Genomic DNA, 26,527 nt, shown 5'->3' with positions numbered 1-26,527 from the left:
CGCGTCGATGGATAGTTTGATTACTTCACAGCAGCCTGCAGCAGCTCAATGATGGCAGGATCCTTGGCTATTTCAGCTGCGGTTTTTTCGGTTTTGCTTTTGATTTTTGGGTCGGCGCCTTTAGCCAGCAGTACCTTCACAGCGTCCGCATGATCGTGTAATGCAGCCCACATTAAGGCGGTTATGCCGTCGTCGTTTTGCAGATCGATTTTTGCGCCATTTTCCAGCAATATCTCAATGACAGGGGTATGCCCGTTTTGCGCTGCCAGGATCAGCGGTGTGAATCCGTTGGTGGCTTGATGATCGACTTTGGCGCCCTGTTTGATCAAGGCTTTGACCACGTCGGCGTGCCCGATCAATGCTGCCAGCGTGAGCGGTGTTGCGCCGTTTTTATCCTGTACGTCGGTTTTGGCGCCTTTTGCCAGTAACGCATCGACAATTTCACCATGTCCATTCTGCGCGGCGATGTAGAGTGGCGTAGTATCGTTGATCGCCACGATATCGACTGGCGCATTCTTCGCCAGCAACGTTTTGACAATCGCGGTATGGCCGTTTCTGGCCGCCATATACAGCGCGGTGGTATTGTCGGCGGCTTGCGCATCGATTTTCGCGCCTTTTTCCAGCAGTGTGTCGACGATATTGGCTCTGCCGTCCATGGCGGCAATGATCAGAGCGGTGAGTTTGTCCTGGGTTTGTAAATGGATATCCGCGCCCTTTTCCAGCAGTGTATTGGCGATGGCTTCATGACCTTTCTGAATCGCCAGCATCAAGGCGGTGATGCCATCCGTTGTCTGTGCATTGATTTGCGCGCCTTTTGCCAGTAATGCGTTGACTACATCCGCATGCCCGTTTTTGGCGGCAATGATCAGTGCGGTCGCACCACCGGCGTTTTTCAGATTGACATCGGCGTTCTTGTCCAGTAACAAGTTGACGTTGTCGGCGTGCCCGTATTGCGAAGCCACGATCAGCGCGCTGAATCCCTTGTCATTCTGGTAATTGACGTTGACTCCCTTATCCAGTAACTGCTTGAGGTTTTGCGGTTGTCCGGAGAATGCCGCTTTAAGAAATTCGGCTTCATCATCGGAAGAAGCGTTGGCGGCAGAAACGGTCAATAGCGCTGCGATGACCGGAAAAATAACGAATGCGCGCGTAAAATTTACAAAGTTTTTTATATAATTCATCTATGACACCTATATCGGGCTTGTATTGTAGTGATCGACTTTCAGGATTTAATTTCGGGATAAACTGATCAATGCTTTTTGCACTGATGTTGGATCGTTGATTTTCATGGCCGGTATTCTAACCTAGAAATATCTTTTCTTCGTTCTAATTGACTGGTTAAGATAAGCTTTATTTTATCAGTAAAAATAGTATGAATTCACTTGCGGTAGTTAATGACGGGTAGATCTCTATGAACGATTGGATAATCCCGGATTGGCCGGCGCCAGCCAATGTGAAAGCGTTGTTCACAACCCGTAATGGCGGTGTCAGCCGTGGCGAGAATGACGTCTACGCTTCGCTGAATTTAGGGGCGCATGTCAATGATGATGTCACGCATGTGACGCACAATCGCGCTTTACTGCGCCGCCATTTGCCGAGTGAGCCGAAATGGTTGAAACAAGTACACGGTACCTCACCGGTCTGGATCGATCATGCAGCAGCGGCAACGCCGGAGGGCGATGCCGTTCTCAGCCGCAAGTCAGGCACTGTGTGCGCTGTCATGGTGGCGGATTGCTTGCCGGTGTTTCTTTGCGACACGGCAGGAACCACGGTGGGTATTGTGCATGCCGGATGGCGTGGTCTGGCGGGCGGAATCATCGAGCAATCCATTGCCGCAATGCAGGTGGATCACGGCAAACTGATGGCTTGGCTGGGTCCGGCAATCGGACCGGATCATTTTGAGGTCGGCAAGGATGTTTATGACACTTTTGTGCGGCATGACGCGCAAGCGGGGCAAGCCTTTGGGCCCAAAGACAGTCAGCATGAAAAAAAATGGCTGGCGGATATTTTTCTGTTGGCGCGGCAGCGGCTGATTAGTGCGGGTGTCACGGAAATTTATGGCGGTGATGTTTGCACTTATAGCGACCCCGCGCGTTTTTTTTCTTACCGCCGCGATGGTGATACCGGCCGCATGGCGGCCTTGATCTGGCTGGCGTAAAAATTCTTTAACTTGTTAATTTGTTGGATTGTAACAGCGTATAATCCGGCCTTTCTTTTGTCATTGGTTTTATGTCGACGCTGACCTGGATCATTACCGCCAGCTTGCTGGGCGGGATATTGAGTTTACTATTTGCCGCAATATTGGCACTCAATGCCCGGATATCGTGGCTTTCCATGCTGGTATCGTATGCCATCGGTGCCTTACTGGGCGCTGCTTTTCTGAATACTTTGCCCGAAGCGCTTGAACATTCGGACGATCCAAAGCAAATAACGCTCATCGTATTGCTCGGTATTTTGGTGTTTTTTATCCTGGAAAAGCTGGTGCTATGGCGTCATTGCCATTTGGAAGATTGCGAGGCGCATGACCTGTCACACGCGCCGGTAGCTGCGGTTTCATCCGCTGCCGGTCACCACGGACACGATCATGATCATGGACGCAGCGGTATGATGGTGATTGTCGGGGATACTTTCCATAATTTTGTCGATGGCATCTTGATCGCCGCTGCCTTCATGGTGGATGTGCAGTTGGGAATCGTGACATCGATTGCGATTATCGCCCATGAAATCCCGCAGGAAGCGGGTGATTTTATTATTCTGTTGAATTCAGGCTATACGCGCCGCATGGCATTTCTAATGAACCTGCTATCCAGTTTTGCCACGCTCGTGGGCGGTGTGCTGGCTTATTTCATGTTGCATAATATGAATTTTCTGGTGCAACCGTTACTGGCGATCGCTTCGGCGAGCATGATTTATGTGGCGATGTCGGATCTGATTCCCGGTTTGCATAAACGCCCGGAGATTCATGCGACCATCCAACAGGTGACATTGATTTTACTGGGCATCGCTTCGATCTGGATCATGGGAGGATTTTTTCCGCATGATTGACGCGATGCTCAAAGAGACTTTACTGACGAGGTATTCCACAATGAAACGATTCATAATGCTGTTATTGCTGCTTTTTTGTACCAATACGGGGTATGCGCAAGAGGACAAAAATATTCTCGAAAAAACTGAAAGCAGCGCACGCGCATGGTTAAAGCTAGTGGACAGCGGTGATTATAAAGATAGCTGGGAGAACACATCGCCGCTATTCAAGGGGAAAACTTCCGAAGGCGCATGGATTAAATCGATCACTGCGATCAGAGCGCCGCGTGGCGCAATAACCGCGCGTTATATTGCAACTGCGGGTGCGACCAAGTCGCTATCGGGATTTCCCGACGGAGAGTATGTTGTGCTGCAGTTTTACACTACTTTCGGGGAGAATGGTCTGGCATTAGAGACCATTACGCTGGCAAAAGCAAAAGATGATACCTGGCAAATTGCCGACTATGAGGCCAAATAAAGGATTTCGCTGTATCCCGGATCAGCTGACTCCCTTGAATCCCTGGGAAATCCGGTAATAAACACGCCGCACCGGTGTGCCGTAGCGTTCGATGACCCGGTACTCGATAGGGCCTGGGTGATTCAGCATGTGGTTAATGTCATTTTTTTTCCGGGTTTTCTCCAAATGGCGGCGTTTCATACCCACCTGAATGATAGGGCGGTCAGCTGCTTCCTGCGAAGGCAGCCAGTATTCGTACATGGCGCCGCTGTCGCCAAACATATTGCGTGATCGGATATCCAATGGATCGTCGCCGTGCGTATAAAAATATAACGCGCTGGCAACGGACCATTTGCTCATGCCGACAATAATCGGTTCCTGACCGGTCTGGTGCCTCACTTCCGCGGCAATCTGCTTGATTTCACCCGCCGTCTCCCGCCAGAAATAATGTTCCGTGAACATATGATAAGGTACACCTGGTATTCCCAGCACCACGTAGTGCAATACGAAAGCATAGACAAAAATGCAGCTGATGATGGTCAATCGCCAGCTGGCTTGAATCCGTCTGGCGAAGGCGCTGACTTGATCTGTTTGGCCGATCATCCAAGCGATGGCGGGTAAAACCGCGAGCCAAATCGGTCCGGTCCAATGAACACGCGGTGTTTCAAAAGTGCTGATGGCGAAAAAAATACAAAGCGGAACGCCGGTGAAGATCTGTACAAATAACTGACGTCTGCGTTCGAATGGCCGATCCCCGGAGGGTTTATTCGAAAACAAGGCGAGCAGCGCCGCAGCAAAGCCGATCGGGGTAAGTAACACCAAAATGTGAAAAATTAAAAAATGCACGGCGAATTCATGGTCATCCGCCAGCAGCTGGTTCGATTGAAAGGCAAACGATGCCCAGTCATTCTCATAATTCCAGATAATGACCGGTGAAAAAAGTAATAACGCCAGCAATGCCGCCAGATAAGGATGGGAACGTTTCATCCAGCGCCGCGCTGTTGGATCCAGGATGAAAAACACCAGCGCCGCGATACCCAGTAATCCGATCGTATATTTGGATAATAATCCGGCGCCGAAAGCGATTCCCATGCCCAGCCAAGCCGTGCGTTGACCAGCAACCAGCGTGCGTTCCATGTAGTACAGCGTGGCAGCCCAGGCGGCGACCAACGGTGCGTCAGGTGTCATGAGCAGACCGGAACCAAATCCCAGCGGCAGAATGGCCAGCAATAATAATGTGCGCATCGCGGTGGATTTGTCGTACAGATTCTGTGCCAGCGCGTACAAATATCCCAAGGTGATCGAACCGCACAGCAGTGCGCCGATGCGTACACCAAATTCATTATGACCAACGATAGCGGTGCCGAACCAGATTAACCACGCCACCATGGGCGGGTGGTCATAGAAGCTTAGGTCCATGTGGTGCGCATACTGCCAGTAATACGTTTCATCCGGTATGAGCTGTGCCAGGCCGAAATAAACCAGGCGCAACAATATGGCAAACAGTACGATGCCGATCGCCGCGGTGCGCCAGCGTATATCCAGCGAGGGCAAATCTTTTTCGCTGGGGAATACATAAAAGGCCGAGCCCAGATAATTGACCGCCGCAGTGGCCACGATAGCGGGAAATATGGCCAGTAAAGGCGGTATATGCCACACATAAACCAGCAGGGCCAGGACACCGCCGCGTAGTAATAATGCAAGCGCGCCGACGGTCAGAAAACGGCCGAATTGATGCCATTTGAGATAACCCGCATGATGTTCGCGAAATGACCACTTTGAATTGAACGTATAGTTGGTGACCGCAGCGACGAAGAAACTGATGAAGTGAGCCAGCGCGAGTCCGGCGTCACGGCTGATCATCCACTGAAAAACGACGGCATCGATCAGTGCGCCGAATAATCCAACCGCGGCGAAACGTCCGGCGGTATTCAGTGTAGCTGTGCCGCCCGCCAAAGTGATCAGACGTTGAACATAGGCTTGCTGGTGCGACAATGATAATTTGAAAGAGCCCTGCGCGCGGTCGCGAAAACAAATCGGCACCTCCATGACGCGCAATTTCCCTTGATTGACCATGAGCAATTCGAGCAGGATTTTGTAACCGCGCGTATGGTTGGAAATGCTGGCAGCCAATTCACGGCGGAAGGCAAAGAAACCCGAGGTGGCATCGTTCACATCGCACAGCGGGCGGGCTATCCAGCTGCCAGCACGAGATAATAATTGCCGATACAGCGGCCAGTTTTCCGTGCTACCGCCTGCCACGTAGCGGCTGCCGATCACGACATCGCAGTTTCCGTTCAGAACCGGCGTAACAATTGCCGGTAACTGTTCCGGCGGGTGGCTCAGATTGGCATCCATGACGACAATGACATCACTTTTGGCTGCGGCTATGCCGGTGAGAATCGCGGCAGTCAGATCGGGTTTCTCGCGCCGTTCAATGAGATGAACGTTAGACTGATTTCTCCACGCGCGCACTTTGTCCGGTGTGCCATCGGTAGAACCGTCGTCAACGAAAATTACTTCAAAGCTATCCGGGGCAAAGTTAAGTGCGGATAAACGAGTTAGCAGTAAATCAATATTCCCGGCTTCATTCAATGTGGGCACTACAATCGAAAATTGAGTCATGTAGTTCCACAGATTAACGTTGAGGCGTGGCGATTGGCGGCATGATTTTATTTTTGTGGCTTCTGGTATTTATTTACCGCTTTATTATGGTCTGCCAGGTTAGTGGAGAATTGAGATTCCCCATTACCTTTGGCCACGAAATACAGCGCATCCGTTTCAGCCGGATTCACTGCCGCACGAATGGAAGCGAGGCTGGGCAGGGCAATCGGGGTGGGCGGCAAACCTGCGCGAGTATATGTGTTGTATTCCTGATCCGCAAGCAGATCTTGTTTGCGCAAATTACCGTTAAACTGTTCGCCCATGCCATAGATGATGGTGGGATCTGTCTGTAACCGCATTCCTTTGCGTAGCCGGTTGATAAATACACCGGCTATTTCAGCGCGATCACTCTCCAGACCGGTTTCTTTTTCAATAATCGAAGCAAGAATGAGCGCTTCGTAAGGTGAGGCTAGCGGCAAAGATCCGGCGCGTGATTCCCAGCTGGTTTGCAGGTGATTCTGCATGGTGCGGTAGGCGCGCTGCAAGATGTCGATATCGCTGCTGTCGCGCACAAAAAAATAGGTATCGGGGAAGAATAATCCTTCGGCAGCACTTTCAGCCGCTCCGATCAAGCGTAAAATTTCCGGGTCGCTGAGTCCGGCTGTATGATTTTGTATGGCCGGATTTTCATTTAAGGTTTTTCGCAGCTGCGCAAACGTCGAACCTTCAAGAATTCTGATTTCATGCTGCTTGGCATCGCCCTTGGTCAGATAGTTTAACAGCGCGATCTGGGTGATATTCTCGGTCAGCAGATAGTCTCCGGCCTTGATGGCGGATTCCAGGTTCAGGTAACGCGCCAATAGAATTAGTGACCATTTGGTGTGGATGACACCGGCATCGGCCAACTGCTGGGCGGTTTGTTTCAGGTTGCTGCCATGCCGGATAGAAAATTCATACGGCTTGACCGGTAGCGTGATACTGGAATGAACATGAAGATAAAACCATCCGATAAGCAGGAGGGTTGCGAAAAACGCGTAGAACAGGAGGCGTTTTAGCGTGTGCATGCGCCACAGATGATGATTTATACGCTACGGAAAACGAGTGTTCCGTTAGTCCCTCCAAACCCGAAGGAATTGGATAGCGCAACCTTGATATTCATGTCTCGCGCGGTATTGGGAATGAAATCCAGATCACACTGCGGATCCTGATTGACCAGATTGATGGTTGGCGGTGCAATGTGCTGATGGAGCGCAAGTACGGAGAAAACCGCTTCCACGCCACCGGCCGCGCCGAGCAAGTGCCCGGTCATTGATTTCGTTGAGCTAACCGCCAGTTTCTTGCTATGTTCACCGAAGCAGCGTTTGACTGCAATGGTTTCGGCGATATCACCCAATGGAGTGGATGTGCCGTGTGCATTGATGTAATCGACTTCCGTAGTATTAATGCCCGCATTCTTGAGCGCATTGGTCATACAGCGTGCCGCACCCTCGCCATCGTCGCAAGGAGCGGTCATATGGAATGCGTCCGCGCTCATGCCAAAACCGGCCAATTCCGCATAAATTTTTGCGCCGCGCCGTTTGGCGTGCTCCAGTTCTTCCAGTACCAGAACCCCCGCGCCTTCGCCCAGAACAAAGCCATCGCGGTCGACATCCCAAGGACGGCTGGCAGTTTCCGGATTGTCATTGTTTCCAGATAATGCTTTTGCCGCTGCAAATCCGCCGATGGCCAGCGGCGTTACACAGGATTCCGCGCCGCCGCACACCATGACATCGGCATCGCCGTACTCAATCATGCGGGCTGAATAGCCGATGCTATGTGTGGCCGTGGTACAAGCGGTTACGATTGCGATGTTGGGTCCTTTATAGCCATACATGATGGATAAATTACCCGCGATCATATTGATAATGGTGCTGGGAATAAAGAATGGAGAGATTTTACGCGGTCCACCTGCATGATACGCTGTATCGGTATTTTCGATCATCGGCAAGCCGCCGATACCGGAACCGATATTGACGCCGATTTTTTCCGCATCAAGATGGGAAATATCATCGATACCCGCGTCTTTGACGGCTTGAATTGCGGCTGCCATGCCGTAATGGATGAAAACGTCCATGCGGCGCGCTTCTTTTACAGAAAGATATTGGTGAATATCGAAATCTTTCACTTCGCCTGCAATTTGTGAAGCAAAACTCGATGCATCAAAACGGGTTATCCGGGTGATACCGGATTTTCCTGAGATGATGCCCTCCCATGCGCTGGATACTGTGCTGCCTACAGGCGACACAATACCCAATCCGGTAACGACTACCCTGCGTTTGGACAAAATAACTCCGCTTACTTATTCTTGAAAAACAAAATACTAACTGGCGCTGGTATTGGCGGTGACGTAATCAATCGCTTCCTGGACGGTATTTATTTTTTCAGCTTGCTCATCTGGGATTTCACATTCGAATTCTTCTTCCAATGCCATAACCAGTTCAACCGTATCGAGCGAATCTGCTCCCAGGTCGTTGACGAAAGATGATTCATTTTTGACTTCTGCTTCATTAACACCAAGTTGTTCAGCTACAATTTTTTTAATACGCTGCTCAATATTTTCCATCTAGGTATTTCCTTCTCAGGTAAGAAAAATGCGTGCCATTCTAACAAATTTTAAATGCCAGCAAAACCAAAACATGACTGCGGTCACATAACTTCCTATTTAAGTTTTTAATTAGGTGGCGCATTATAAAGAACTTTTTGTGATTGTTTTGTGATTAATCTGATTTTACGATCCGATTGAATCAATCTATTCCGTTTCTGTGTTAATCCATATACATGCCGCCGTTCACGTGCAGTGTCGTGCCTGTGATATAGCCTGCGGCGGACGATGCCAGAAAAGCAACGGCTGAAGCAACTTCTTCCGGACGGCCTAATCGCCCCAGTGGAACGTGTTGAATCAAGCTCTGCTGGAATTCATCAGCCAGCGCGCGGGTCATGTCGGTATCGATGAAACCGGGAGCAACGCAATTGACAGTAATGTTGCGGCTGCCCACTTCACGCGCCAATGATTTACTGAATCCGAACATCCCCGCTTTTGCGGCGGCATAATTGGCTTGCCCCAAATTGCCCATCGCGCCGACAACAGAGGAAATGTTGATAATGCGGCCGTAACGGGCTTTCATCATGGCGCGGAGAACTGCGCGGCTTAACCGGAATACTGATTTCAAATCGGTTTCCAATATATCGTCCCATTCCTCGTCTTTCATGCGCACCAATAAATTGTCCCGTGTGATGCCGGCGTTATTGACCAGTATTTCCACTTCACCGAATTTTTCCCGTATGGTTTGGAGGGCGTGATTGATTTGCTCGGCATCGTTGACGTTTAAAGCAATCCCCATTCCTTTGATACCGGATTTTTCCAAATATTGATTAATCGCGCTGACACCGTTTTCCGTGGTTGCGGTTCCGATCACGACAGCGCCCGATTGCCCCAATTTGATTGCGATGGCTTGCCCGATACCCCGGCTGGCGCCCGTGATCAACGTTATCTTATTTTCCAAAACCATACCTCCTTAAATCGAGCCATGATAATGTGTTACGAATGTTCATTGTAATGCTATGTCCTTAAATGGTTAATCGCTTGTTTGACGGCTTCACCATCTGTCAGCGATAGCTGCTGCAGGTTTGGGTCAATGCGTTTGTTGAGTCCGGCCAATACTTTTCCCGGGCCGCATTCAACAACATGCGTAACGCCGTTGGCGGCAAACGCTTTGACGGTATCCACCCAGCGTACAGGGCTGGTGAGCTGGCGAATCAGAATTTCTTTGATATCCGCGGTATCGCTATGCGTTTTTACATCGGCATTATGTAGAACCGGGATGCGCGGCGGTTGCATGGTCACATGGTCTAGCTGCTGCCGCATGCTGTCAGCCGCCGGTTTCATCAACGAGCAGTGCGACGGGATGCTCATGGGCAGCATGATGGCGCGTTTCGCTCCCTTGGATTTGGCCAGTTCGATTCCCTGCACAATGGCATTCTTATGCCCGGCGATGACGATTTGTCCCGGTGAATTGAAGTTGGCCGGTTCAAGCGATTCTTCACTGTTTTGACTGGTGATATCACGGCAGATGGTTTCGATGATTTCATCGTCCAGTCCCAAAATCGCCGCCATGCCGCCAACACCTTCCGGCACGGCTTGTTGCATGGCTTGTGCGCGAAAACGCACCAATGCCAAGGCATCGGCAAAACTCAATGCTTCCGAGGCGACCAGCGCGGTATATTCACCCAAGCTATGCCCGGCCATCAATGCCGGTGGCTCGCCGCCCAGACTTCCCCAGGCGCGGTACACTGCGATCCCTGCGGTCAGCATGAGCGGTTGGGTATTGATCGTCAGATTGAGATCATCCGCCGGGCCGTTAACGACCATGGACCAAAGATCCTGCTTAAGGATATCGGACGCTTCTTGAAAGGCTTCCTGAATGACGGGTAAATCGCTGTACCCATTCATCATGCCGACGGATTGCGATCCTTGGCCCGGAAATACAAATGCAAATTTCATAAATCACCAACGCAGTAAGACTGCTCCCCATGTAAAACCACCGCCGACACCTTCCAGTAAAACCAATTGATCGCGCTGAATACGTCCGTCACGCACAGCCATGTCCAGTGCGAGCGGGATGGAAGCGGCGGAGGTGTTGCCGTGCTTGTCCACGGCTACAACCACTTTGTCCATCGGCAATCCAAGTTTTCTGGCGGTTGATTGAATAATCCGGATATTCGCCTGATGCGGAATCAGCCAATCGATATCGGTGGATTGCAAATTGTTTTTTGCCACCGCTTCCTGTACGACTTCTTCCAGCACTTTGACGGCGAATTTGAATACAGCATTGCCTTCCATGTTGATATAAGGCGTGCCTTGTACTTTTCCCCCGCTGATGCTTCCCGGTGCGGAAAGAATGTTGCTATGGCTGCCGCTGGCGTGCAGATGCGTCGATAATATGCCGGGCTGATCGCTTTGCGAAAGCACCACGGCACCCGCACCGTCACCGAATAAAACACAGGTGCTGCGGTCATTCCAATCCATTATTTTTGAGTAGATTTCACTGCCGACCACGAGTGCATTGCGGCATTTGCCGGAACTGACAAACATATCGGCTGTGGCGAGCGCATAAACAAAGCCGCTACAAACGGCCTGCACATCAAAAGCCGGGCAATTTTCGATGCCCAGCTTGTTTTGCAAAATACAGGCGGTACTCGGGAAAATCATGTCCGGTGTGGTTGTGGCGACGATAATGAGATCGATGTCCTGACCGGTTACACCGGCAGCCTGCATGGCATTCTGACACGCATACAGCGCCAGATCGCTGGCCACTTGACCTTCTCCGGCAATATGCCGCTGCGTGATGCCGGTGCGCGTGCGGATCCACTCATCGCTGGTATCCACCATGCGTTCCAGATCAAGATTAGTGAGAATTTTCTCCGGTAAATAACTGCCTGTTCCAGTGATTCTTGAATACATTATCGTATTATTTCTTTAGAGGAAGTTTGAGAATGACGGGAGAACTCGGCTACCCGTTCACTAATGCGCCGCAGCATGCCGCCGCGCACCTCGTCGGCGGCGCGCTTGATGGCAAAACCAAAAGCATATTTGTCCGCCGAGCCATGGCTTTTAATCACGATGCCGCGTAAACCCAGGAAACTGGCACCGTTATAACGCCGGTGATCAACGCGGCGCTTAAAGGAGTTGATGACCGGCATCGCAATGACACCGGCGAGTTTTGTCAGCAGATTGCGTTTGAATTCCTCACGCAGATAGGCTGCCAGCATTTGTGCTAAGCCTTCGGAAGTTTTTAGCGTGATGTTGCCGACAAAGCCATCGCATACCACGACATCCGTGGTTCCTTTGTAAATATCGTTGCCTTCCACGTTGCCATAAAAATTGAGACCGCTATTGCGCAGTAATTCAGCCGCCTGCTTGACTATTTCATTGCCTTTGATTTCTTCCTCGCCGATGTTGAGCAATCCGACGCTTGGGAAGGCTTTATTTTCTACCGAGGATACCAGGGATGCGCCCATGATGCCAAATTGGAACAAGTGTTCCGCCGTGCAATCGACGTTAGCGCCCAAGTCCAGCACGTAAGTGTGGCCGGTACTGGTCGGCAATATTACCGCCAGCGCCGGGCGGTCAACGCCTGGGATCGTTTTTAAGACAAAGCGGGAAGTAGCCAGCAACGCACCAGTGTTGCCAGCGCTGATACAAGCCTGCGCTTCACCGGTTTTGACGAGATTTATGGCGACACGCATGGAGGAGTCTTTTTTGCCGCGCAAGGCTGTGGCCGGTGATTCATCCATGCCGACAACTTCACTTGCCGGATGTAAGCGGATTCTTGGGCCAAAATCGGATTTAGCGGCGCGCAGTTCTGCCTCGATGGCATCGGGAATGCCGACTAAAATAATATTGGCTTCAGGGTCCTGGCGCAAATATTCGAGCGCGGATGGAACGGTCACGTGGGGGCCATGATCGCCCCCCATACAGTCTATTGCTACAGTGATATCCAATTTCGGTGCTCTTGCGGCTGGAAGAAGCTATAGTTGATGCGATCTGTAGCAATAAGAATTGTGTTTTTAATCGTTTTTGGTTTTAACCACTTTTTTGCCGCGATAATAGCCGTTAGGGCTGATATGATGGCGTAAATGCATTTCTCCCGTGCTTGACTCTACCGCTAATGGCGGATTGGTCAAAAAATCATGTGAACGGTGCATGCCGCGTTTTGATGGGGATTTTTTATTTTGCTGGACTGCCATGTGAATAACTCCTTGAACTCAATTTGTCTTTTTTAATGCTGCCAATGCTGCAAAAGGGTGTGCCGGTTGTGTTTTATCAGCTAAGCCGTTACCGTTTGATTTCAGTTTAAACATGCTGCATTCGTTATCCGCGTGACGCAATGCGATCGATAAGCTGAGAATCACTTCATCTTCAATTAAATTAAAAACATCCAGATCAGGGGCTGCTATAATCGCATCAATCGTATCGTCATCATCGGCCAGTTCCAGCTCTGTTTCGTTTTTAGCCAGTATCAGAAACGTCTTCAAATCAATATGATGCACTAGTTTACCAAGACAGCGTTGACAATGAAGATGGATTTTTCCAGTTATTTCAACGTATATCCCCGGCCTTTCATTCTTGTCGAATTGGCCGCTGATTTGATAGATTAGCTCCCCTTCCTGATCAAATAACAGATCATGTAAGCGCACAAGCTCAACCAACGGGATTTTACCATGACGACTGCCCGCATTACGCACAAAATCCAGAGAGTCTATGACTAACCTATCAGACATAAGGCGCGCATGTTATATTTTTTAAACCTAAGTGTCAAAAATTACAGAAGGAAATTTTGAAAACACAAAACATTACCCCGCAAATTATACTGGGATCCAGTTCGATTTATCGTAAGGAATTACTGCAACGGTTGCAGCTTCCCTTTGAAACGGAACATCCGGATATTAATGAGACACCGCTGCCCAATGAATCGCCCGAAGAAACAGCAGTGCGTTTGGCTGAGGCAAAAGCGCGTGCCGTGGCGAAGACTTATCCGCATGCATTAATTATCGGTTCCGATCAAGTCGCGGCATTGGGGAATATTCCACTCGGCAAGCCGTTGAATCATCAGAATGCGATAAAACAATTGCAATTGGTTCAAGGTAAAGAAGTTGTTTTTTATACCGCTTTATGCCTGCTGAATAGCGCAGCGGATCGCTTGCAGTCGCGTGTCATTCCCTATCACGTGAAATTCCGGCCGCTGAGCGACCGGCAAATTGAAAATTATTTATGCAAGGAGCAGCCGTATCACTGCGCCGGTAGTGCAAAATCGGAGGGACTGGGGATTGCGCTCATTGAACGCATGACCGGGGATGATCCGAATGGCCTGATCGGATTGCCGCTCATTGCGCTGGTGGATATGCTGATGGCTGAGGACGTTGGAATTTTATAAAGTTTGATTTTTTTCATAAACTTCTAAATTGCAAATAGCATCATTCTGTGGAATGATTGCGCTTAAATGAAATTTTCATTTTTTATAGATTAAATACTTTATGCGGAAATATTCGGCTTATCCAATCATCTTTATGCTTATTGTCAGCATATTGACGAATGGATTGAGCTTATCGTTCAGAGGTGAAGTATTTGCCCATGAACTGGATCATGTCCGTCAATCCTTGTCCGCCGATCCTGCGACTCATTTGGAATTGCATCGCAATAATGTGTCGTGGGAAGGTGTCGATCTCGACGCGACAACGCACTTGTGCCTGCATTCGGCAGGACAATACCAGCCGTTTTTCTTTCATTCTTTCCCCTTGATTCCCGATGTAGTTGTGACGGAAGTCATGGCGGTGTTCATTTCTTCCTTGATTCCCGAGACAATCCCGGATTTGCCCCTGCGTCCTCCGCGCGCCCTTCGTTTGCTATAAACCAGATTTTAAAAAGTATTTTTTGTGGATGGATGGTAATAATCCATAGTTATGCAAAAAACAGATCAGTTCTGATTTTTCGATGATCCGTTTCACATTTGCATAGCATAGGTTTATGCGGAGGATTTATGACATTGAGCGGCTTATCGATCGCGCCGTGCTATTGGGCGGTATCCGGATTGCGGCGTATCTTGCCGGGGTTCTTTTTTTTACTGGGTTTTTCGTTCCAGGTCGATGTCAGCGCCGATGCTTTCGGCGTTGCGCCTGACGGTATCAAAAGTCAAACAGCAGACTCGTCCGCGCATGAGACGGGTGATCTCACGTTGCGTGACGCCGTCAATCTGGCTTTGCTTCGTAATCCCGAATTGGCGTCGTTTACCAAGGAAATGCGCGCGCTGGAAGGGGCTACCCTGCAAGCGGGGTTACTGAGAAACCCGGAATTGTCGGTGAATGTTGAGAATCCCGGGAATATACAAAAGCTGAGCGGCGACATCAATTCGCAGGATTCGGTATCGCAGGAGGTGGTGCAGCAGTTGACCACCATCCGTATCGGGCAATTGATCGAACTGGGCGGCAAACGCGCCGCCCGGGTTGGCGCCGCCCGGTTGAATGAGGAACTGGCTGCGCGGGACTATGAGTCCAGGCGCGTGGAAATCATAGCCCGGGTGGCTAATGTGTTTACCGAAGTGCTGGCCGGCCAGGAACGGCTCAAGCTCGCGGAGGAAACCAGGCAGCTGGCGCAAAATGTGGTGGATACCGTGGTTTTGCGGGTGCAGGCAGGCAAGGTGCCTCCTATTGAAGAAACCAGAGCCAAAGTCGGACTGTCTACGGCGCGCATCGAATTCGAGCAGGCGCAACGGGATCTGATTTCCGCCCGGAAACGGCTTGCCTTGCTATGGGATAGCGCCGTGCCGCAGTTTGCTAAAGCCTTGGGGACTCTGGAAACATCGATTGCACCGCCCGATTTTCAAACGCTGCAAGACCGTGTGCTAGAAAATCCGATGGCGCTGCGTGCCATGAAAAACATTGAACATCGCAAAGCGCTGGTCGAAGTCGAGCAAACCCGCCGCATCCCCAATCTGACCCTGAGTGCCGGTGCTGTGCATCATGCGCAATTGGGCGGCACCACGGCGGTCGCGGGCGTGATGATTCCATTGCCGCTCTTCGATCGCAATCAAGGCAATCTCAAGGAGGCTTATCAGCGCGTGGATAAAGCCGTCGATGAACAAGTGGCGACCGACATACGGCTTAGAACCGAGCTGGCGCAATCGTATGAAACGATGTCGGCGGTGTGGAATGAAATCAATATTCTGCGCGATGAAATCTTGCCCGGCGCCCGGAGCGCCTTCAATGTGATGCGTAGAGGTTATGAGCTGGGAAAATTCGGTTTGCTGGAGCTGCTCGATGCGCAGCGCGTGCTGTTTCAGAATCAACTGCTCTATGTGCGTGCGTTGGCAAACTATCAACGTCTGATGAACGACATAGAACGCCTGATCGCAGCGCCTATCGATAGCATCAAACCCAAGCATGAAATCAACGGACGTTTGCCTTAACAGCGGAAAAAGTAAAAAGGATACATGATGAATAAAACGCGATTGATGCCAATCCTGATCGTCATTGCCATAGGCGTTGTACTGGCGGGATTGATTTTGTTGCTGGATAAACCGTCGGCAGACACAGCGGAGACGGCGGCTGGCGATGCCAGCGGGATAGCGGGTGAGAATCAGCCGGATACCGGTCCAAGAGGCGGCAAGTTGTTTACTGACAATGGTTTCGGGCTGGAATTGACGATCTTTGAAAAAGGCGTGCCGCCGCAGTTCCGGATTTATCTGTACGAAAACGGCAAGCCGCTTCCACCGGCTGCCGCCAAGGTGTCTATCGCATTGACACGGCTTGGGGCGCCGGTGCAGCTGATTAAGTTTGCACCGGAAGCCGATTATCTGCTCGGCGATCAAGTGGTGGAGGAACCGCATTCATTTGATCTGGCGATTGCCGCCGAGCGCAACGGACAGACATTCCGCTGGGGCTCCAGCCAAGTTGAGGCGCGCTTGGAAATGACGGATGAGATGCTCAAAACGATGGGTGTCGAGATACAAACGGCCGGTCCGGCCATGATCAAGTCAACACTCAAGCTGCCGGGCGAAATTGTGTTTAATCCCGATAGGATCGTGCAAGTGGTGCCGCGTTTGCCCGGCGTGGTGGCGGAGGTGAATTTCGAGCCGGGACAGATGGTGAAAAAAGGCGACGTGCTGGCGGTTATCGAAAGCCAAATGCTGGCGGATTTGCATAGTCAGTACATGGCCGCTCAGAAACGGCTGTCGCTGGCGCGAACCGTTTATCAGCGGGAAAAGCAATTGTGGGAAGAGAAAATATCGGCCAAACAGGATTATCTGGCGGCGGAATTGGTATTGAACGAAGCCCAGATCGCGGTCGATCTGGCTGCGGAAAAGCTGAAAGCGCTGGGTGTCCGGCCTGAGCCGGGATTGCCGGCAAAAGAACTGACCCGCTACGAAGTGCGCGCGCCGATTTCCGGGCTCATCATTACCCGGACGGTGGCTCTGGGCGCGGCGTTGAAAGAGGATATCACCATTTTCACCGTGGCTGATATGTCGACGGTGTGGACCGCCGTGACGGTGTACCCGAAAGATCTGAGTATCGTCAGAGTCGGGCAGAAAGCCTTGGTCAAAGCGACTGCATTCGACGTCGAAGGCGAAGGCGCTGTCACGTATATCACCACGTTGATCGGCGGGCAGACGCGCACGGCCACTGCGCGGGTCATTCTGGATAACAAGGACGGCCGCTGGCATCCTGGCATGTTCGTCAACATCGAGCTGGTATCCGACGAAATAGAGGTACCGGTTGCGGTTTCGGCGCAGGCGATACAAACGTTCCGCGACTGGACGGTAGTGTTTGGCCGTTACGGCGGTTATCTCGAAGCGCGTCCGCTGGAGCTGGGCCGCAGCGACGGCAAAATGGTGGAGGTATTGAAAGGATTCGCTGCCGGGGAGCGGTATGCTTCGGGCAACAGCTTCGCCATCAAGGCCGATATCGATAAAGCCGGTGCATCGCATGACCATTAGCCAACTCTAAAACAAGCTACCCAAGGAAAGATCATGTTTGAACGGATTTTGAAAATATCGATATACCAGCGCGGGCTTGTTTTGTTGGCAGTGCTGGCAATGGCCGCATTCGGCATGTACAACTACCTGAAGCTGCCGATCGACGCGGTGCCGGACATCACCAATGTGCAGGTGCAAATCAATACCACGGCGCCTGGTTATTCGCCCCTAGAAGCCGAACAGCGCATTACCTTTCCGATCGAGATGGCGATGGCCGGACTGCCCGGTTTGGAATATACCCGCTCCCTGTCGCGCTACGGCTTATCGCAAGTCACGGTGATTTTTAAGGATGGCACCGATATCTACCTGGTGCGGCAACTGGTCAGTCAGCGCATTCAAGAAGTCAGAAGCCGGTTGCCAGTCGCGATTGTCCCGACCATAGGGCCGATTTCGACGGGTCTGGGTGAAATTTTCATGTGGACTGTCGATGCCGATCCCGAAGCGCGCAAACCGGATGGCACGCCGTATACGTCGATGGATTTGCGCGAGTTGCAAGACTGGATCGTCAAACCCCGCATGCGCATGGTGAAAGGGGTGACGGAGGTCAACTCGGTCGGCGGTTATGTCAAGCAATTTCATGTCACGCCTTATCCGGAGAAACTGATTTCGTTTGGTTTGACGCTGCAAGACTTGGTGCTGGCGCTGGAGCGTAACAATCTCAACATCGGTGCGGGTTACATCGAGAAAAGCGGCGAACAGTATCTGGTCAGGGTGCCGGGACAAGTGGCCGATCTGGTCGAAATCGGCGAGATCATTCTGGGCAGTAATCAGGGTGTTCCAATACGCGTCAAGAATGTCGCCGATGTGCTGATCGGCAAGGAGCTGCGTACTGGTGCCGCGACGCAGAACGGCCACGAAGTGGTGCTGGGCACGGCGTTTATGCTGATCGGGGAAAATAGCCGCACCGTTTCGCAGGCGGCGGCGGAAAAACTGGCCGAAATCAACCGCGGTCTGCCTGCCGGTATCACTGCAACACCGGTTTATAACCGTACTACGCTGGTCGACAAAACCATCAGCACGGTTTCAAACAACTTGATGGAAGGCGCCGCGCTGGTCATCGTGGTCTTGTTCATATCGCTCGGCAACCTGCGCGCTGCGCTGATCACCGCGCTGATTATTCCGCTGGCGATGTTGTTCACCATCAGCGGCATGGTGGCCAGTAATGTCAGCGCCAACCTGCTGAGTCTGGGTGCGCTTGATTTCGGTATCATTGTCGACGGCGCTGTCATCATCGTGGAGAACTGTATTCGCCGTCTTTCGCTGGAACAAGGGCGAATGGGGCGGGAATTGACGCCTGACGAACGCTTCGAGATCGTTTTCGATGCTTCCAAAGAAGTAAGGGAAGCCCTGCTGTTCGGGCAGATTATCATCATGGTGGTTTATCTGCCGGTGTTTGCGCTGTCCGGTGTGGAAGGCAAGATGTTTCATCCGATGGCATACACGGTATTGCTGGCATTGCTGGGCGCGGTATTTCTGTCGGTGACGTTTGTGCCGGCGGCGGTGGCCATGTTTCTCTCCGGCAAAATGATGGAAAAAGAAGGTGCCGCAGTGCTATGGGCGAAGAAAATCTACGCGCCTGCATTGGATGCCGCGATGGATAACAAGGGGTTAACGGTGACTATCGCTGCTGTTATCGTGATTTTGTCGCTGCTGCTGACCACGCGCATGGGCAGTGAGTTTATTCCCAGCTTGGACGAAGAGGATATTGCGCTGCACGCCATCCGTATTCCCGGTACTAGCCTCAGTACAGCCGTTGAGATGCAGAATGAGCTGGAAGAAACGATCAAGAAGTTTTCCGAAGTCAGCCGGGTGTTTTCCAAAATCGGTACAGCGGAAATCGCGACCGATCCGATGCCGCCGAGTGTTGCGGATATCTTCATCATTATCAAGCCGCAATCCGAATGGTCCGGTAAGTATCGCAGCAAGCAGGAATTGATCGCGGCGATGGAGGAGGCGGTGCGCAAAGTGCCGGGTAACAATTACGAGTTCACGCAGCCGATACAAATGCGCTTCAACGAACTGCTATCCGGCGTGCGCGCGGATGTCGCGGTGAAAGTATTCGGCGACGATCTCGATGTCATGCTCAATCTTGCCGAACGGATTGAAAAAATCATCAAGGCGGTGCCCGGCGCGGCAGATGTGCGGGTAGAACAAATTACCGGCTTACCAGTGCTATCGATTCAGATGGATCGTACCAAAATGGCGCGTTACGGCCTTAATGGCAGCGATGTGCAAGACGCGATCAATATCGCTATCGGCGGCAGAACGACCGGTTTGATTTTTGAAGGCGACCGCCGTTTCGAGTTGCAAGTGCGGCTGCCGGAACAGATTCGCGGTGATATCGAAATGCTCAAACGCCTGCCAGTCAAGCTGCCGGTACCGGTCGCGCCGGGAGCGCAGAATATGGCAGTGAATCCGTTGTTAGCAGGCGGCGGCCAAAATGCTCCAGCCGCGCCATTGCCGGTGTATGTGGCGCTTGGCGAGGTCGCTGATCTGCACATTGCCAAAGGCCCCAATCAAATCAGCCGGGAAAACGGCAAGCGCCGCGTGGTGATCACCGCCAACGTGCGTGGCCGCGACATCGGGTCGTTTGTCATGGAGGCGCAAGAACATATTGCCAAGCAAGTCAAAATGCCCGCCGGTTATTGGTTGTCGTGGGGCGGACAATTCGAGCAGTTGATCATGGCGGCGGAACGCTTGCAGATTGTTATTCCGCTGGCGCTTGGATTGGTATTTTTCCTGTTGTACACCATGCTTGGCAGTATGCGCGATAGCTTGTTGGTGTTCAGCGCGGTGCCATTGGCGATTACCGGCGGCATCGTTGCGCTGTGGTTGCGCGATATCCCGCTATCGATTTCCGCTGGGGTCGGATTCATCGCCATGTCCGGCGTGGCGGTGCTGGATGGTCTGGTGCTGCTGTCGTTCATTCGCGATTTGCGTGCGCAGGGGCTAAAGCTCGAAGAAGCCATCAGGACCGGGGCGCTATTGCGGCTGCGCCCGGTCCTGATCACCACTTGGGTCGAATCGCTAGGTTTCTTGCCGATGGCGCTGAGCACCACCACCGGCGCGGAAGTGCAACGCACCCTGGCGACCGTGATGATCGGCAGCACATTGTCGCAATCTTTGCTGTCATTGCTGGTGGTGCCGGTGTTGTATCAATTGGTGCACCGGCGGAATGCAACGGCTAGTTGAGGTTTTGATTCAGGTTTGGTGAGCTCAATGTTGAGGCACATAAAACACTGATATAAAGTGTAAGCGCCGATCCTGCGTATTTCTACTGATATCGGCTGCGATGTTTTTGAGTGATTATTGGATAGGTGTACTGAATGCCCTGCCGTTTGCGGCGAGGGGTTTTAGTATCAAGATTTTTTAACAAGGGAGATCATCATGAAATACTCGAATTATTTGGGTGCATTGATTGCGGTGTTTGCGTCTTTTTCCGTGCAAGCGAGCACTGCGCTTTTTAGTGAAGATTTTGAATCCGGTCTGGGTCAATGGAATCCCGTTGGAACCGGTGTTGTCGTTGCCGATCCAACGAATCCGCTGAGTGGCAATGACGTGCTGTCATTTACTGGACTCGGCTCCGGCGGTGATATTTTTACCGCCAACTCCTTCTTTGCGCCGTCACAAATTTATACCGTTAGTTTCGATTATTTGAGTGTCGAGACACCCGGTGCTCCCACCAACGATATGGGTGGATTCGTGGGTATCAGTGACGGTAAACCGGGATCGCACACTTGGATCGCGGGCACTCAGGCCGGTTATCCGGGACTCAACGTGGTGTTGACCCACAATGGAGCATGGACAAATTATTCGATCACGATCGATGCCAATACCGCTCTATTTGTTTATGGCGGCACCCCCATGAATGGTATGCCGCTGCATCTTATGCTGGAAGATTTTGTCGGATCTGACGCAATTGCGGGCAACGTATACTTTGATAATATCGTTGTGACGGCCGTCCCTGAACCCGGAACGTATGCCATGCTACTGGCCGGATTAGGGCTGCTGGGGTTTGCCGCACGCCACCGCCGCAATAACTGCGAGCCAACCTGAATCCGGCGGCGTATTGCTACACAAATCGCAGTCAACCGGTAAGAAAAATTAAGACCAATCCTGAGTATCCCTGGATTGGTCTTCTCGAATTGTAACGATGCGTTCGTTAAAGCGGAATTTAGCCACGCTCATTTATCGTAAATCTTCCAGCAATAATGAATCTTGGCATCGCGGGCGAAATCTTCGGGGATCATCTTTGCACTGATGTCTTCGATGGTCCAATCGCTGAGTGCCTCCATGTCCATTTTGAAACGGCGGAAGTTGGTTGAGAAATACAAGATTCCACCCGGCGCCAGCAAAGCAGCAGCATTGTGGATCAGTTGCACGTGGTCTTTCTGGATGTCGAAAGCTTCGTCCATTTTCTTGGAATTCGAGAAAGTAGGCGGATCGAGAAAGATCAGGTCGAATTGCGGTTTTTGTTTGGTGCTGGCTTGTTCGGCCAGCCATTGCGAGCAATCGGCGCGCACCAGCCGGTGATCGCCGTCAATGCCGTTGAGGACGAAATTCCGTCTGGCCCAATCCAGATACGTGTTCGACATATCCACTGTGACACTCGACACCGCTCCGCCGATCGCCGCATGCACCGTGGCGCTGCCGGTGTAGGCGAATAAATTCAGGAAGCGCTTGCCCTTGGCTTGCTGCTGAATCAGTAAACGCATGGGCCGATGATCGAGAAACAGGCCCGTGTCGAGATAATCCTCGAAATTCACCCAAAACTTGCAGCCACCTTCTTCCACCACATGAAAGTGACGCGAGTCGCTCAGTTTCTCGTATTGATCGGTGCTTTTCTGTTTGCGGCGGATTTTTAGAAAAACCTGATCGGCAGGAATTTCCAGCACTTTGGGGATTTCCGCCATCACACCGGCCAGCCGCTGATTCGCTTTGGCGGGATCGACCGTTTTCGGCGATTCGTATTCCTGCACGTTGACCCAGGTCTGCTCGCCTTGATACACATCCACAGCCACCGCGTATTCGGGCAGGTCGGCGTCGTATAGCCGGTAGCAATGGATCTGATTTTGTTTGGCCCACTTGGCCAGTTTCTTCAAATTCTTGCGCAAGCGGTTGGCGAACATTTCCGCTTGGCTGTCGACTTGCCCGGACTGGGCGCGGCGGCTGATGTGTTCAATGCGTTCCTGCTGCGATTTGGCTTTCGGTTCAAAAAAGGCTTTTTCCTCGATGGTGAAGCGCAATAACTTGCACTCCAGCGCACCATTGAACAGCGTAATCGGCTTGTGCGAGCGGATGCCCAAGCGGAAACCCAGCTCCGGGTTACCGATGATCATCGCCGCTTGCCAACCGGCGAAGCGTTGCTTTAACACCTCGCCGAACTGGCGGTAGAGCAAGGCGGCTTGTTCTTCATCGCCGAGCCGTTCGCCATACGGCGGGTTGCAGACGATCAGCCCTTTTGCCCAGCTTTCTGCTGCGGAGGCATCGGCGATATCGCGCTTTTCAATGTGGATTTTTCCCGCCAGCCCGGCGTTTTCGACATGCTGCAACGCGGCGGCGACGGTGCGGCGATCCTGGTCAAAACCGGCGATTACCGGCAACTTGCTCAAACCCATCTCGCGGCGCTGCTGCGCAGCGTTCCAGATGTCGCGCCACAGTGCGGGGTCGTGCTGTTTCCAGCCGAGAAAACCGAAATAATCGCGTTGTAACCCCGGTGCAATGTCCCCGGCGATCAGTGCGCCTTCCACCAGCAGCGTGCCGGAGCCGCACATCGGATCAATCAATGAGCCGCCTTGCGCGGCAATGTCCGACCAACCGGCGCGCAGCAAAATCGCCGCGGCCAGGTTTTCCTTGATCGGCGCGGCGATGCTGACTTCGCGGTAACCGCGTTTATGCGAACTCTCGCCGGATAAATCCAGACTCAACTGCGCGGTGTCGTTGTGCAGATAAACATTGACGCGGATGCTTGGGTACTCGGTGTCGACATTGGGGCGGCTGCCGAATTTGGCGCGCAGTTGATCGACGATAGCATCTTTTACTTTGAGCGCGCCGAAATGCGTGTTGTTGATCGCCGGATTATTCTTGCTGTTAAATGATACCGCCAAGCTGTCGTCGGTGTTCAGATGCCCGGACCAGTCGATGCGTTGCACGCCATCGTAGAGATCCTGCTGCGATTTCACTTCGAAACTGCCGAGCAGCAATAGCACGCGACTGGCGGTGCGCAGCCATAAACAGGCGCGGTACGCCATCGCCAGGTCGCCTTGGAATGCCACCCCGGCGAGTTTCTGCTGCACGTTTTGTCCGCCGAGCGCCTGGATTTCGTTGGCGAGTATGCCTTCCATCGCTTTGGGCGTGGTGGCGAAGAGTTGGTATTGCGTCATGGTTTACGGTCTGGGCTGAATAACCGCGTAGGATACTCGAATGTGCTGCCAGCGCGCTGGCTTTTTTGAACCGGGTGGTTCAGCCTGTTACGGTGACTTGCTCCCGGGCGTATTCCACCACTTGGCCGTTGCGGATCTTGCAGGTTTTGCGCAGCTCGACCTGACCATCCACCTTGACCTTACCCTTGGCGATCACGGCCTTGGCTTCGCCACCGCTCCCGCACAGGCCGGTGATCTTCAGCAGATCGTTCAATGCAATCGTGTCGTGCCCTTTAAGACTGAATTCACTCATGGCTGCCTTGTTTCAATTGGATATAGAGGGCCTCGACTTTCTCTCTGGCCCACGGCGTCTTGCGCAAAAATTTCAAACTGGATTTGATGCTGGGATCTTGCTTGAAGCAATTGATATCGATCCTTTTGGCCAGCCCCTCCCAGCCAACCTGCGCATGCAGCTCGGTCAGCAGCGCTTCCAGGGTAACGCCTTGCAAAGGGTTTTTGGTTTGAGGGTGCTGGTTGCTTTCAGGGGCGGGCATGGTGACAGGGTAAATTGTTAACTGGGCTGTATTATACGTGGTGCATCCGCCCGGGCCTAAAGCATTTGAACACTCGTTAGATATTTTTCATACCCAGCGTGCAACCTGCGGGTTAAGCAATTTAACAATTCATGCGCTTAGGGAGCATTTCTTTGCGAGGGATTTTTTTTAAAAGCGGGTACCAGTTTGTGCGGGTCGATAGCATCCCGCTGATTTTTGGCGGCGGATGCCCACCAAGTGAGCTGCGCGAAGGATCTGACAAAATAGTTCGTCCATCTTTCCGCGTCGACAGACGCGAGAAAGCTTCCATCCTCGGCGAGCACTTCATGTGCCTTCGGGACATGAATCATCGCTGAAACCGGCAAGCAACCCAGTTCCGACAGAAAAGACCGCATCCCCACCGCCGCCCTGACACCGCCCCATTGCCCCGCCGAATACGTGACAATCACGCTGGGTTTGTATGAAAACAGCGAACTGCCGAAGTGATTAAGCAAATGCGCCAAAGCTGGACTCAGCGAATGATTGTATTCCGGACTCACCATGACATAACCATCCGCGGCTGCGATCTTGTCCGCCAAGGCTTGGAGTTGAGCGGGCGCTTTGCCTCGCGCATAAGAAAAGTGCGGTTTGAATAAGATACCTAGATCAAAATCCAGCGGATCGATCAGTTCCACTGAAATGTCGCCTTGGTGAAGCTGTGCCACGCAAGCTGTTGCGACTCGCAGGCCAAGCCGGGGTGGGTTGGGTGGGGAGCTGTCGCGAACTGTGCCAAGGAAAACTAGGAATTTCATTAGTATTCTAAGTCCATATTATTATGAGAACATGGTGACGAGCTAAATGGCATAACTTATTGCATTTTTGCTTAAGAATCTTGTTAGCCTTTGAAGTCTGGGTTGGGTTTTATTATGAATTGCCATAGAGGTAACTTCCTCCCTTTGAAATCATTGGGTATCTCAATCGAAAACACGCTAGGTTCAAGTTTTGTATCCAAGGCAATGACACTTTTTTCATAAATGGTTTCTTCATTGTAAGCACTGCTTATCATTGAACTTAATTCACCAATCATTGAAAAGATTTGATCCTCGGGTGGGAAATCTGGTGAAAAGGTAAATCTTACTCCCTTAAAGGTTTTGCCATCAAAGAGTGCTTCATTGCCTTGCTCTCTCCAATTTCCAAATCGCATTAAGTAGAATGCAATAGATTTCTCTGTATCATCAGACAGTTCTCTGCCAGCGCAATATAGCTTCACATCACCAATGATAAAATTTACTTGCCCTACTTCATCAATTGATGCTGCTTTATTATCATCAGCAATCAACTCAATTACCAAGTTAGGTTCTGTCGCAATTGTGCGATCGCCAAGTAAAGACATTTCGTTCTTGGCCATAGCATTAACAAAGTCTGTCACATAACGCGTTTTCTGTTCCAAGAGAGAAGACTTTGACAAAAGAAACCATTTGTTTGATCGGGAATAATAAATTGCAAACATTAGGGGAATTGAATGAATATTTGCGTAGTTCTCGAGCTTTTCTAAGTATTTCTTATTGAATGGGTATGGAGATTTAATATTTGGGAAATGACAATTTTTAACCTCAATGAAAATTTGTTGCCCATTATTAAGTATTACTCTGTAATCTGGGGCTAATATATTTTGCTCCGATGAAAATGTTTCTCCACTATCTTCTTGCTTTATGAATTGACACTGACCTAAGGCGCCGGCAACATGTGCGAACAGTGATTCTACGCGTTTACCATAAATGAGAATCGGATTGTCTTGAGAGGATTTCAATGAGCTACTAATGTGTTTGATAAAGTGATCTACATCTTCTTGCACAGACAGTTTGTAATTGTGCTTAAGCCCCATTGCAGTGAAGAGATCTATCACTTCAAATTTTTCAGGGTCTCTTTTTACACGTTTCAAATAAGCCTCCAATCAAAGTCATACTTGCGAGTAATTCT

General features: G+C 51.4%; 25 protein-coding genes. 9 read left to right on the top strand and 16 right to left on the bottom strand.

Going from position 1 to position 26,527, the window contains the following annotated elements; translation table 11 throughout:
• Positions 1–20: 20 nt before the first annotated feature.
• Positions 21–1,181 (bottom strand): ankyrin repeat domain-containing protein, encoded by a 1,161-nt coding sequence (locus R2083_RS13095; protein ID WP_317538689.1) that lies wholly within the window; start codon positions 1,179–1,181, stop codon positions 21–23.
• Positions 1,182–1,411: 230 nt separating this feature from the next.
• On the opposite strand from R2083_RS13095, the gene pgeF reads away from it, so the two are divergent.
• From pgeF to R2083_RS13080, 3 genes are all read left to right on the top strand, one after another.
• The gene (gene pgeF / locus R2083_RS13090; RefSeq protein ID WP_317538688.1) at positions 1,412–2,158 is read left to right on the top strand and encodes a peptidoglycan editing factor PgeF; all 747 of its coding nucleotides are present in this window, start codon (positions 1,412–1,414) and stop codon (positions 2,156–2,158) included.
• 71 nt (positions 2,159–2,229) lie between these two features.
• The gene (locus R2083_RS13085; protein ID WP_317531684.1) at positions 2,230–3,045 is read left to right on the top strand and encodes a ZIP family metal transporter; all 816 of its coding nucleotides are present in this window, start codon (positions 2,230–2,232) and stop codon (positions 3,043–3,045) included.
• Between the two features lie 40 nt (positions 3,046–3,085).
• Positions 3,086–3,502: a DUF4019 domain-containing protein gene (locus tag R2083_RS13080; RefSeq protein WP_317531683.1), complete on the top strand. Its 417-nt coding sequence runs from the start codon at positions 3,086–3,088 to the stop codon at positions 3,500–3,502.
• A gap of 21 nt (positions 3,503–3,523) precedes the next feature.
• Here R2083_RS13080 and R2083_RS13075 read toward each other — a convergent pair whose 3' ends face one another.
• The 10 genes from R2083_RS13075 to R2083_RS13030 all read right to left on the bottom strand — a co-directional run bounded on the left by R2083_RS13075 (position 3,524) and on the right by R2083_RS13030 (position 13,369).
• Complete coding sequence (locus tag R2083_RS13075) at positions 3,524–6,106, bottom strand: glycosyltransferase family 39 protein (RefSeq protein WP_317538687.1); 2,583 nt, start codon at positions 6,104–6,106, stop codon at positions 3,524–3,526.
• Between the two features lie 47 nt (positions 6,107–6,153).
• A complete protein-coding gene (gene mltG / locus R2083_RS13070; protein ID WP_317538686.1) occupies positions 6,154–7,149 on the bottom strand; it encodes an endolytic transglycosylase MltG in 996 nt (331 codons plus the stop codon).
• Positions 7,150–7,166: 17 nt separating this feature from the next.
• Positions 7,167–8,408, bottom strand: a complete 1,242-nt coding sequence (fabF, locus tag R2083_RS13065) for a beta-ketoacyl-ACP synthase II (RefSeq protein WP_317531680.1) — start codon at positions 8,406–8,408, stop codon at positions 7,167–7,169.
• 36 nt (positions 8,409–8,444) lie between these two features.
• Positions 8,445–8,687, bottom strand: a complete 243-nt coding sequence (gene acpP / locus R2083_RS13060) for an acyl carrier protein (protein ID WP_090316324.1) — start codon at positions 8,685–8,687, stop codon at positions 8,445–8,447.
• A gap of 202 nt (positions 8,688–8,889) precedes the next feature.
• Positions 8,890–9,633 (bottom strand): 3-oxoacyl-ACP reductase FabG, encoded by a 744-nt coding sequence (fabG, locus tag R2083_RS13055; RefSeq protein ID WP_132424288.1) that lies wholly within the window; start codon positions 9,631–9,633, stop codon positions 8,890–8,892.
• A gap of 50 nt (positions 9,634–9,683) precedes the next feature.
• Positions 9,684–10,625 (bottom strand): ACP S-malonyltransferase, encoded by a 942-nt coding sequence (fabD, locus tag R2083_RS13050; protein ID WP_317538685.1) that lies wholly within the window; start codon positions 10,623–10,625, stop codon positions 9,684–9,686.
• A 3-nt stretch (positions 10,626–10,628) separates the two neighbouring features.
• The gene (locus R2083_RS13045) at positions 10,629–11,585 is read right to left on the bottom strand and encodes a beta-ketoacyl-ACP synthase III (protein WP_317531678.1); all 957 of its coding nucleotides are present in this window, start codon (positions 11,583–11,585) and stop codon (positions 10,629–10,631) included.
• Entirely contained in the window at positions 11,585–12,625 is a 1,041-nt protein-coding gene (gene plsX, locus R2083_RS13040) for a phosphate acyltransferase PlsX (protein WP_317538684.1), read from the bottom strand. Before plsX ends, R2083_RS13045 begins: the two co-directional genes overlap by 1 nt.
• A 66-nt stretch (positions 12,626–12,691) precedes the next feature.
• Positions 12,692–12,871, bottom strand: coding sequence for a 50S ribosomal protein L32 (rpmF, locus tag R2083_RS13035; RefSeq protein ID WP_132424301.1), 180 nt, complete (start codon positions 12,869–12,871; stop codon positions 12,692–12,694).
• An 18-nt stretch (positions 12,872–12,889) separates the two neighbouring features.
• Positions 12,890–13,369, bottom strand: coding sequence for a YceD family protein (locus R2083_RS13030; protein ID WP_317538683.1), 480 nt, complete (start codon positions 13,367–13,369; stop codon positions 12,890–12,892).
• A 92-nt stretch (positions 13,370–13,461) separates the two neighbouring features.
• On the opposite strand from R2083_RS13030, the gene R2083_RS13025 reads away from it, so the two are divergent.
• The 6 genes from R2083_RS13025 (at position 13,462) to R2083_RS13000 (ending at position 21,708) form a co-directional block, all read left to right on the top strand.
• Positions 13,462–14,058, top strand: a complete 597-nt coding sequence (locus R2083_RS13025) for a Maf family protein (protein WP_317538682.1) — start codon at positions 13,462–13,464, stop codon at positions 14,056–14,058.
• Between the two features lie 133 nt (positions 14,059–14,191).
• Positions 14,192–14,533 (top strand): hypothetical protein, encoded by a 342-nt coding sequence (locus tag R2083_RS13020; RefSeq protein WP_317538681.1) that lies wholly within the window; start codon positions 14,192–14,194, stop codon positions 14,531–14,533.
• A gap of 128 nt (positions 14,534–14,661) precedes the next feature.
• Positions 14,662–16,086, top strand: a complete 1,425-nt coding sequence (locus tag R2083_RS13015; RefSeq protein WP_317538680.1) for a TolC family protein — start codon at positions 14,662–14,664, stop codon at positions 16,084–16,086.
• A gap of 27 nt (positions 16,087–16,113) precedes the next feature.
• Positions 16,114–17,613 (top strand): efflux RND transporter periplasmic adaptor subunit, encoded by a 1,500-nt coding sequence (locus R2083_RS13010; RefSeq protein WP_317538679.1) that lies wholly within the window; start codon positions 16,114–16,116, stop codon positions 17,611–17,613.
• Positions 17,614–17,646: 33 nt separating this feature from the next.
• The gene (locus R2083_RS13005; RefSeq protein WP_317538678.1) at positions 17,647–20,844 is read left to right on the top strand and encodes a CusA/CzcA family heavy metal efflux RND transporter; all 3,198 of its coding nucleotides are present in this window, start codon (positions 17,647–17,649) and stop codon (positions 20,842–20,844) included.
• A gap of 195 nt (positions 20,845–21,039) precedes the next feature.
• Positions 21,040–21,708, top strand: a complete 669-nt coding sequence (locus R2083_RS13000) for a PEP-CTERM sorting domain-containing protein (RefSeq protein WP_317538677.1) — start codon at positions 21,040–21,042, stop codon at positions 21,706–21,708.
• A 128-nt stretch (positions 21,709–21,836) separates the two neighbouring features.
• On the opposite strand, the gene rlmKL is transcribed toward R2083_RS13000, so the two are convergent.
• The 5 genes from rlmKL to R2083_RS12975 all read right to left on the bottom strand — a co-directional run bounded on the left by rlmKL (position 21,837) and on the right by R2083_RS12975 (position 26,489).
• Positions 21,837–24,035 (bottom strand): bifunctional 23S rRNA (guanine(2069)-N(7))-methyltransferase RlmK/23S rRNA (guanine(2445)-N(2))-methyltransferase RlmL, encoded by a 2,199-nt coding sequence (gene rlmKL / locus R2083_RS12995; RefSeq protein ID WP_317538676.1) that lies wholly within the window; start codon positions 24,033–24,035, stop codon positions 21,837–21,839.
• 79 nt (positions 24,036–24,114) lie between these two features.
• Positions 24,115–24,327, bottom strand: a complete 213-nt coding sequence (locus tag R2083_RS12990) for an RNA-binding S4 domain-containing protein (RefSeq protein WP_317531663.1) — start codon at positions 24,325–24,327, stop codon at positions 24,115–24,117.
• Entirely contained in the window at positions 24,320–24,568 is a 249-nt protein-coding gene (locus tag R2083_RS12985) for a VF530 family protein (RefSeq protein WP_317538675.1), read from the bottom strand. The genes R2083_RS12990 and R2083_RS12985 overlap by 8 nt, the downstream gene beginning before the upstream one ends.
• A gap of 137 nt (positions 24,569–24,705) precedes the next feature.
• The gene (locus R2083_RS12980; RefSeq protein WP_317538674.1) at positions 24,706–25,359 is read right to left on the bottom strand and encodes an NAD(P)H-dependent oxidoreductase; all 654 of its coding nucleotides are present in this window, start codon (positions 25,357–25,359) and stop codon (positions 24,706–24,708) included.
• 83 nt (positions 25,360–25,442) lie between these two features.
• Positions 25,443–26,489, bottom strand: a complete 1,047-nt coding sequence (locus R2083_RS12975) for a hypothetical protein (RefSeq protein ID WP_317538673.1) — start codon at positions 26,487–26,489, stop codon at positions 25,443–25,445.
• Positions 26,490–26,527: the final 38 nt, after the last annotated feature.

It is taken from the genome of Nitrosomonas sp. Is35, from assembly GCF_033063295.1.
Classification (GTDB): domain Bacteria; phylum Pseudomonadota; class Gammaproteobacteria; order Burkholderiales; family Nitrosomonadaceae; genus Nitrosomonas.
This window is presented reverse-complemented; position numbering and strand designations above follow the sequence as displayed.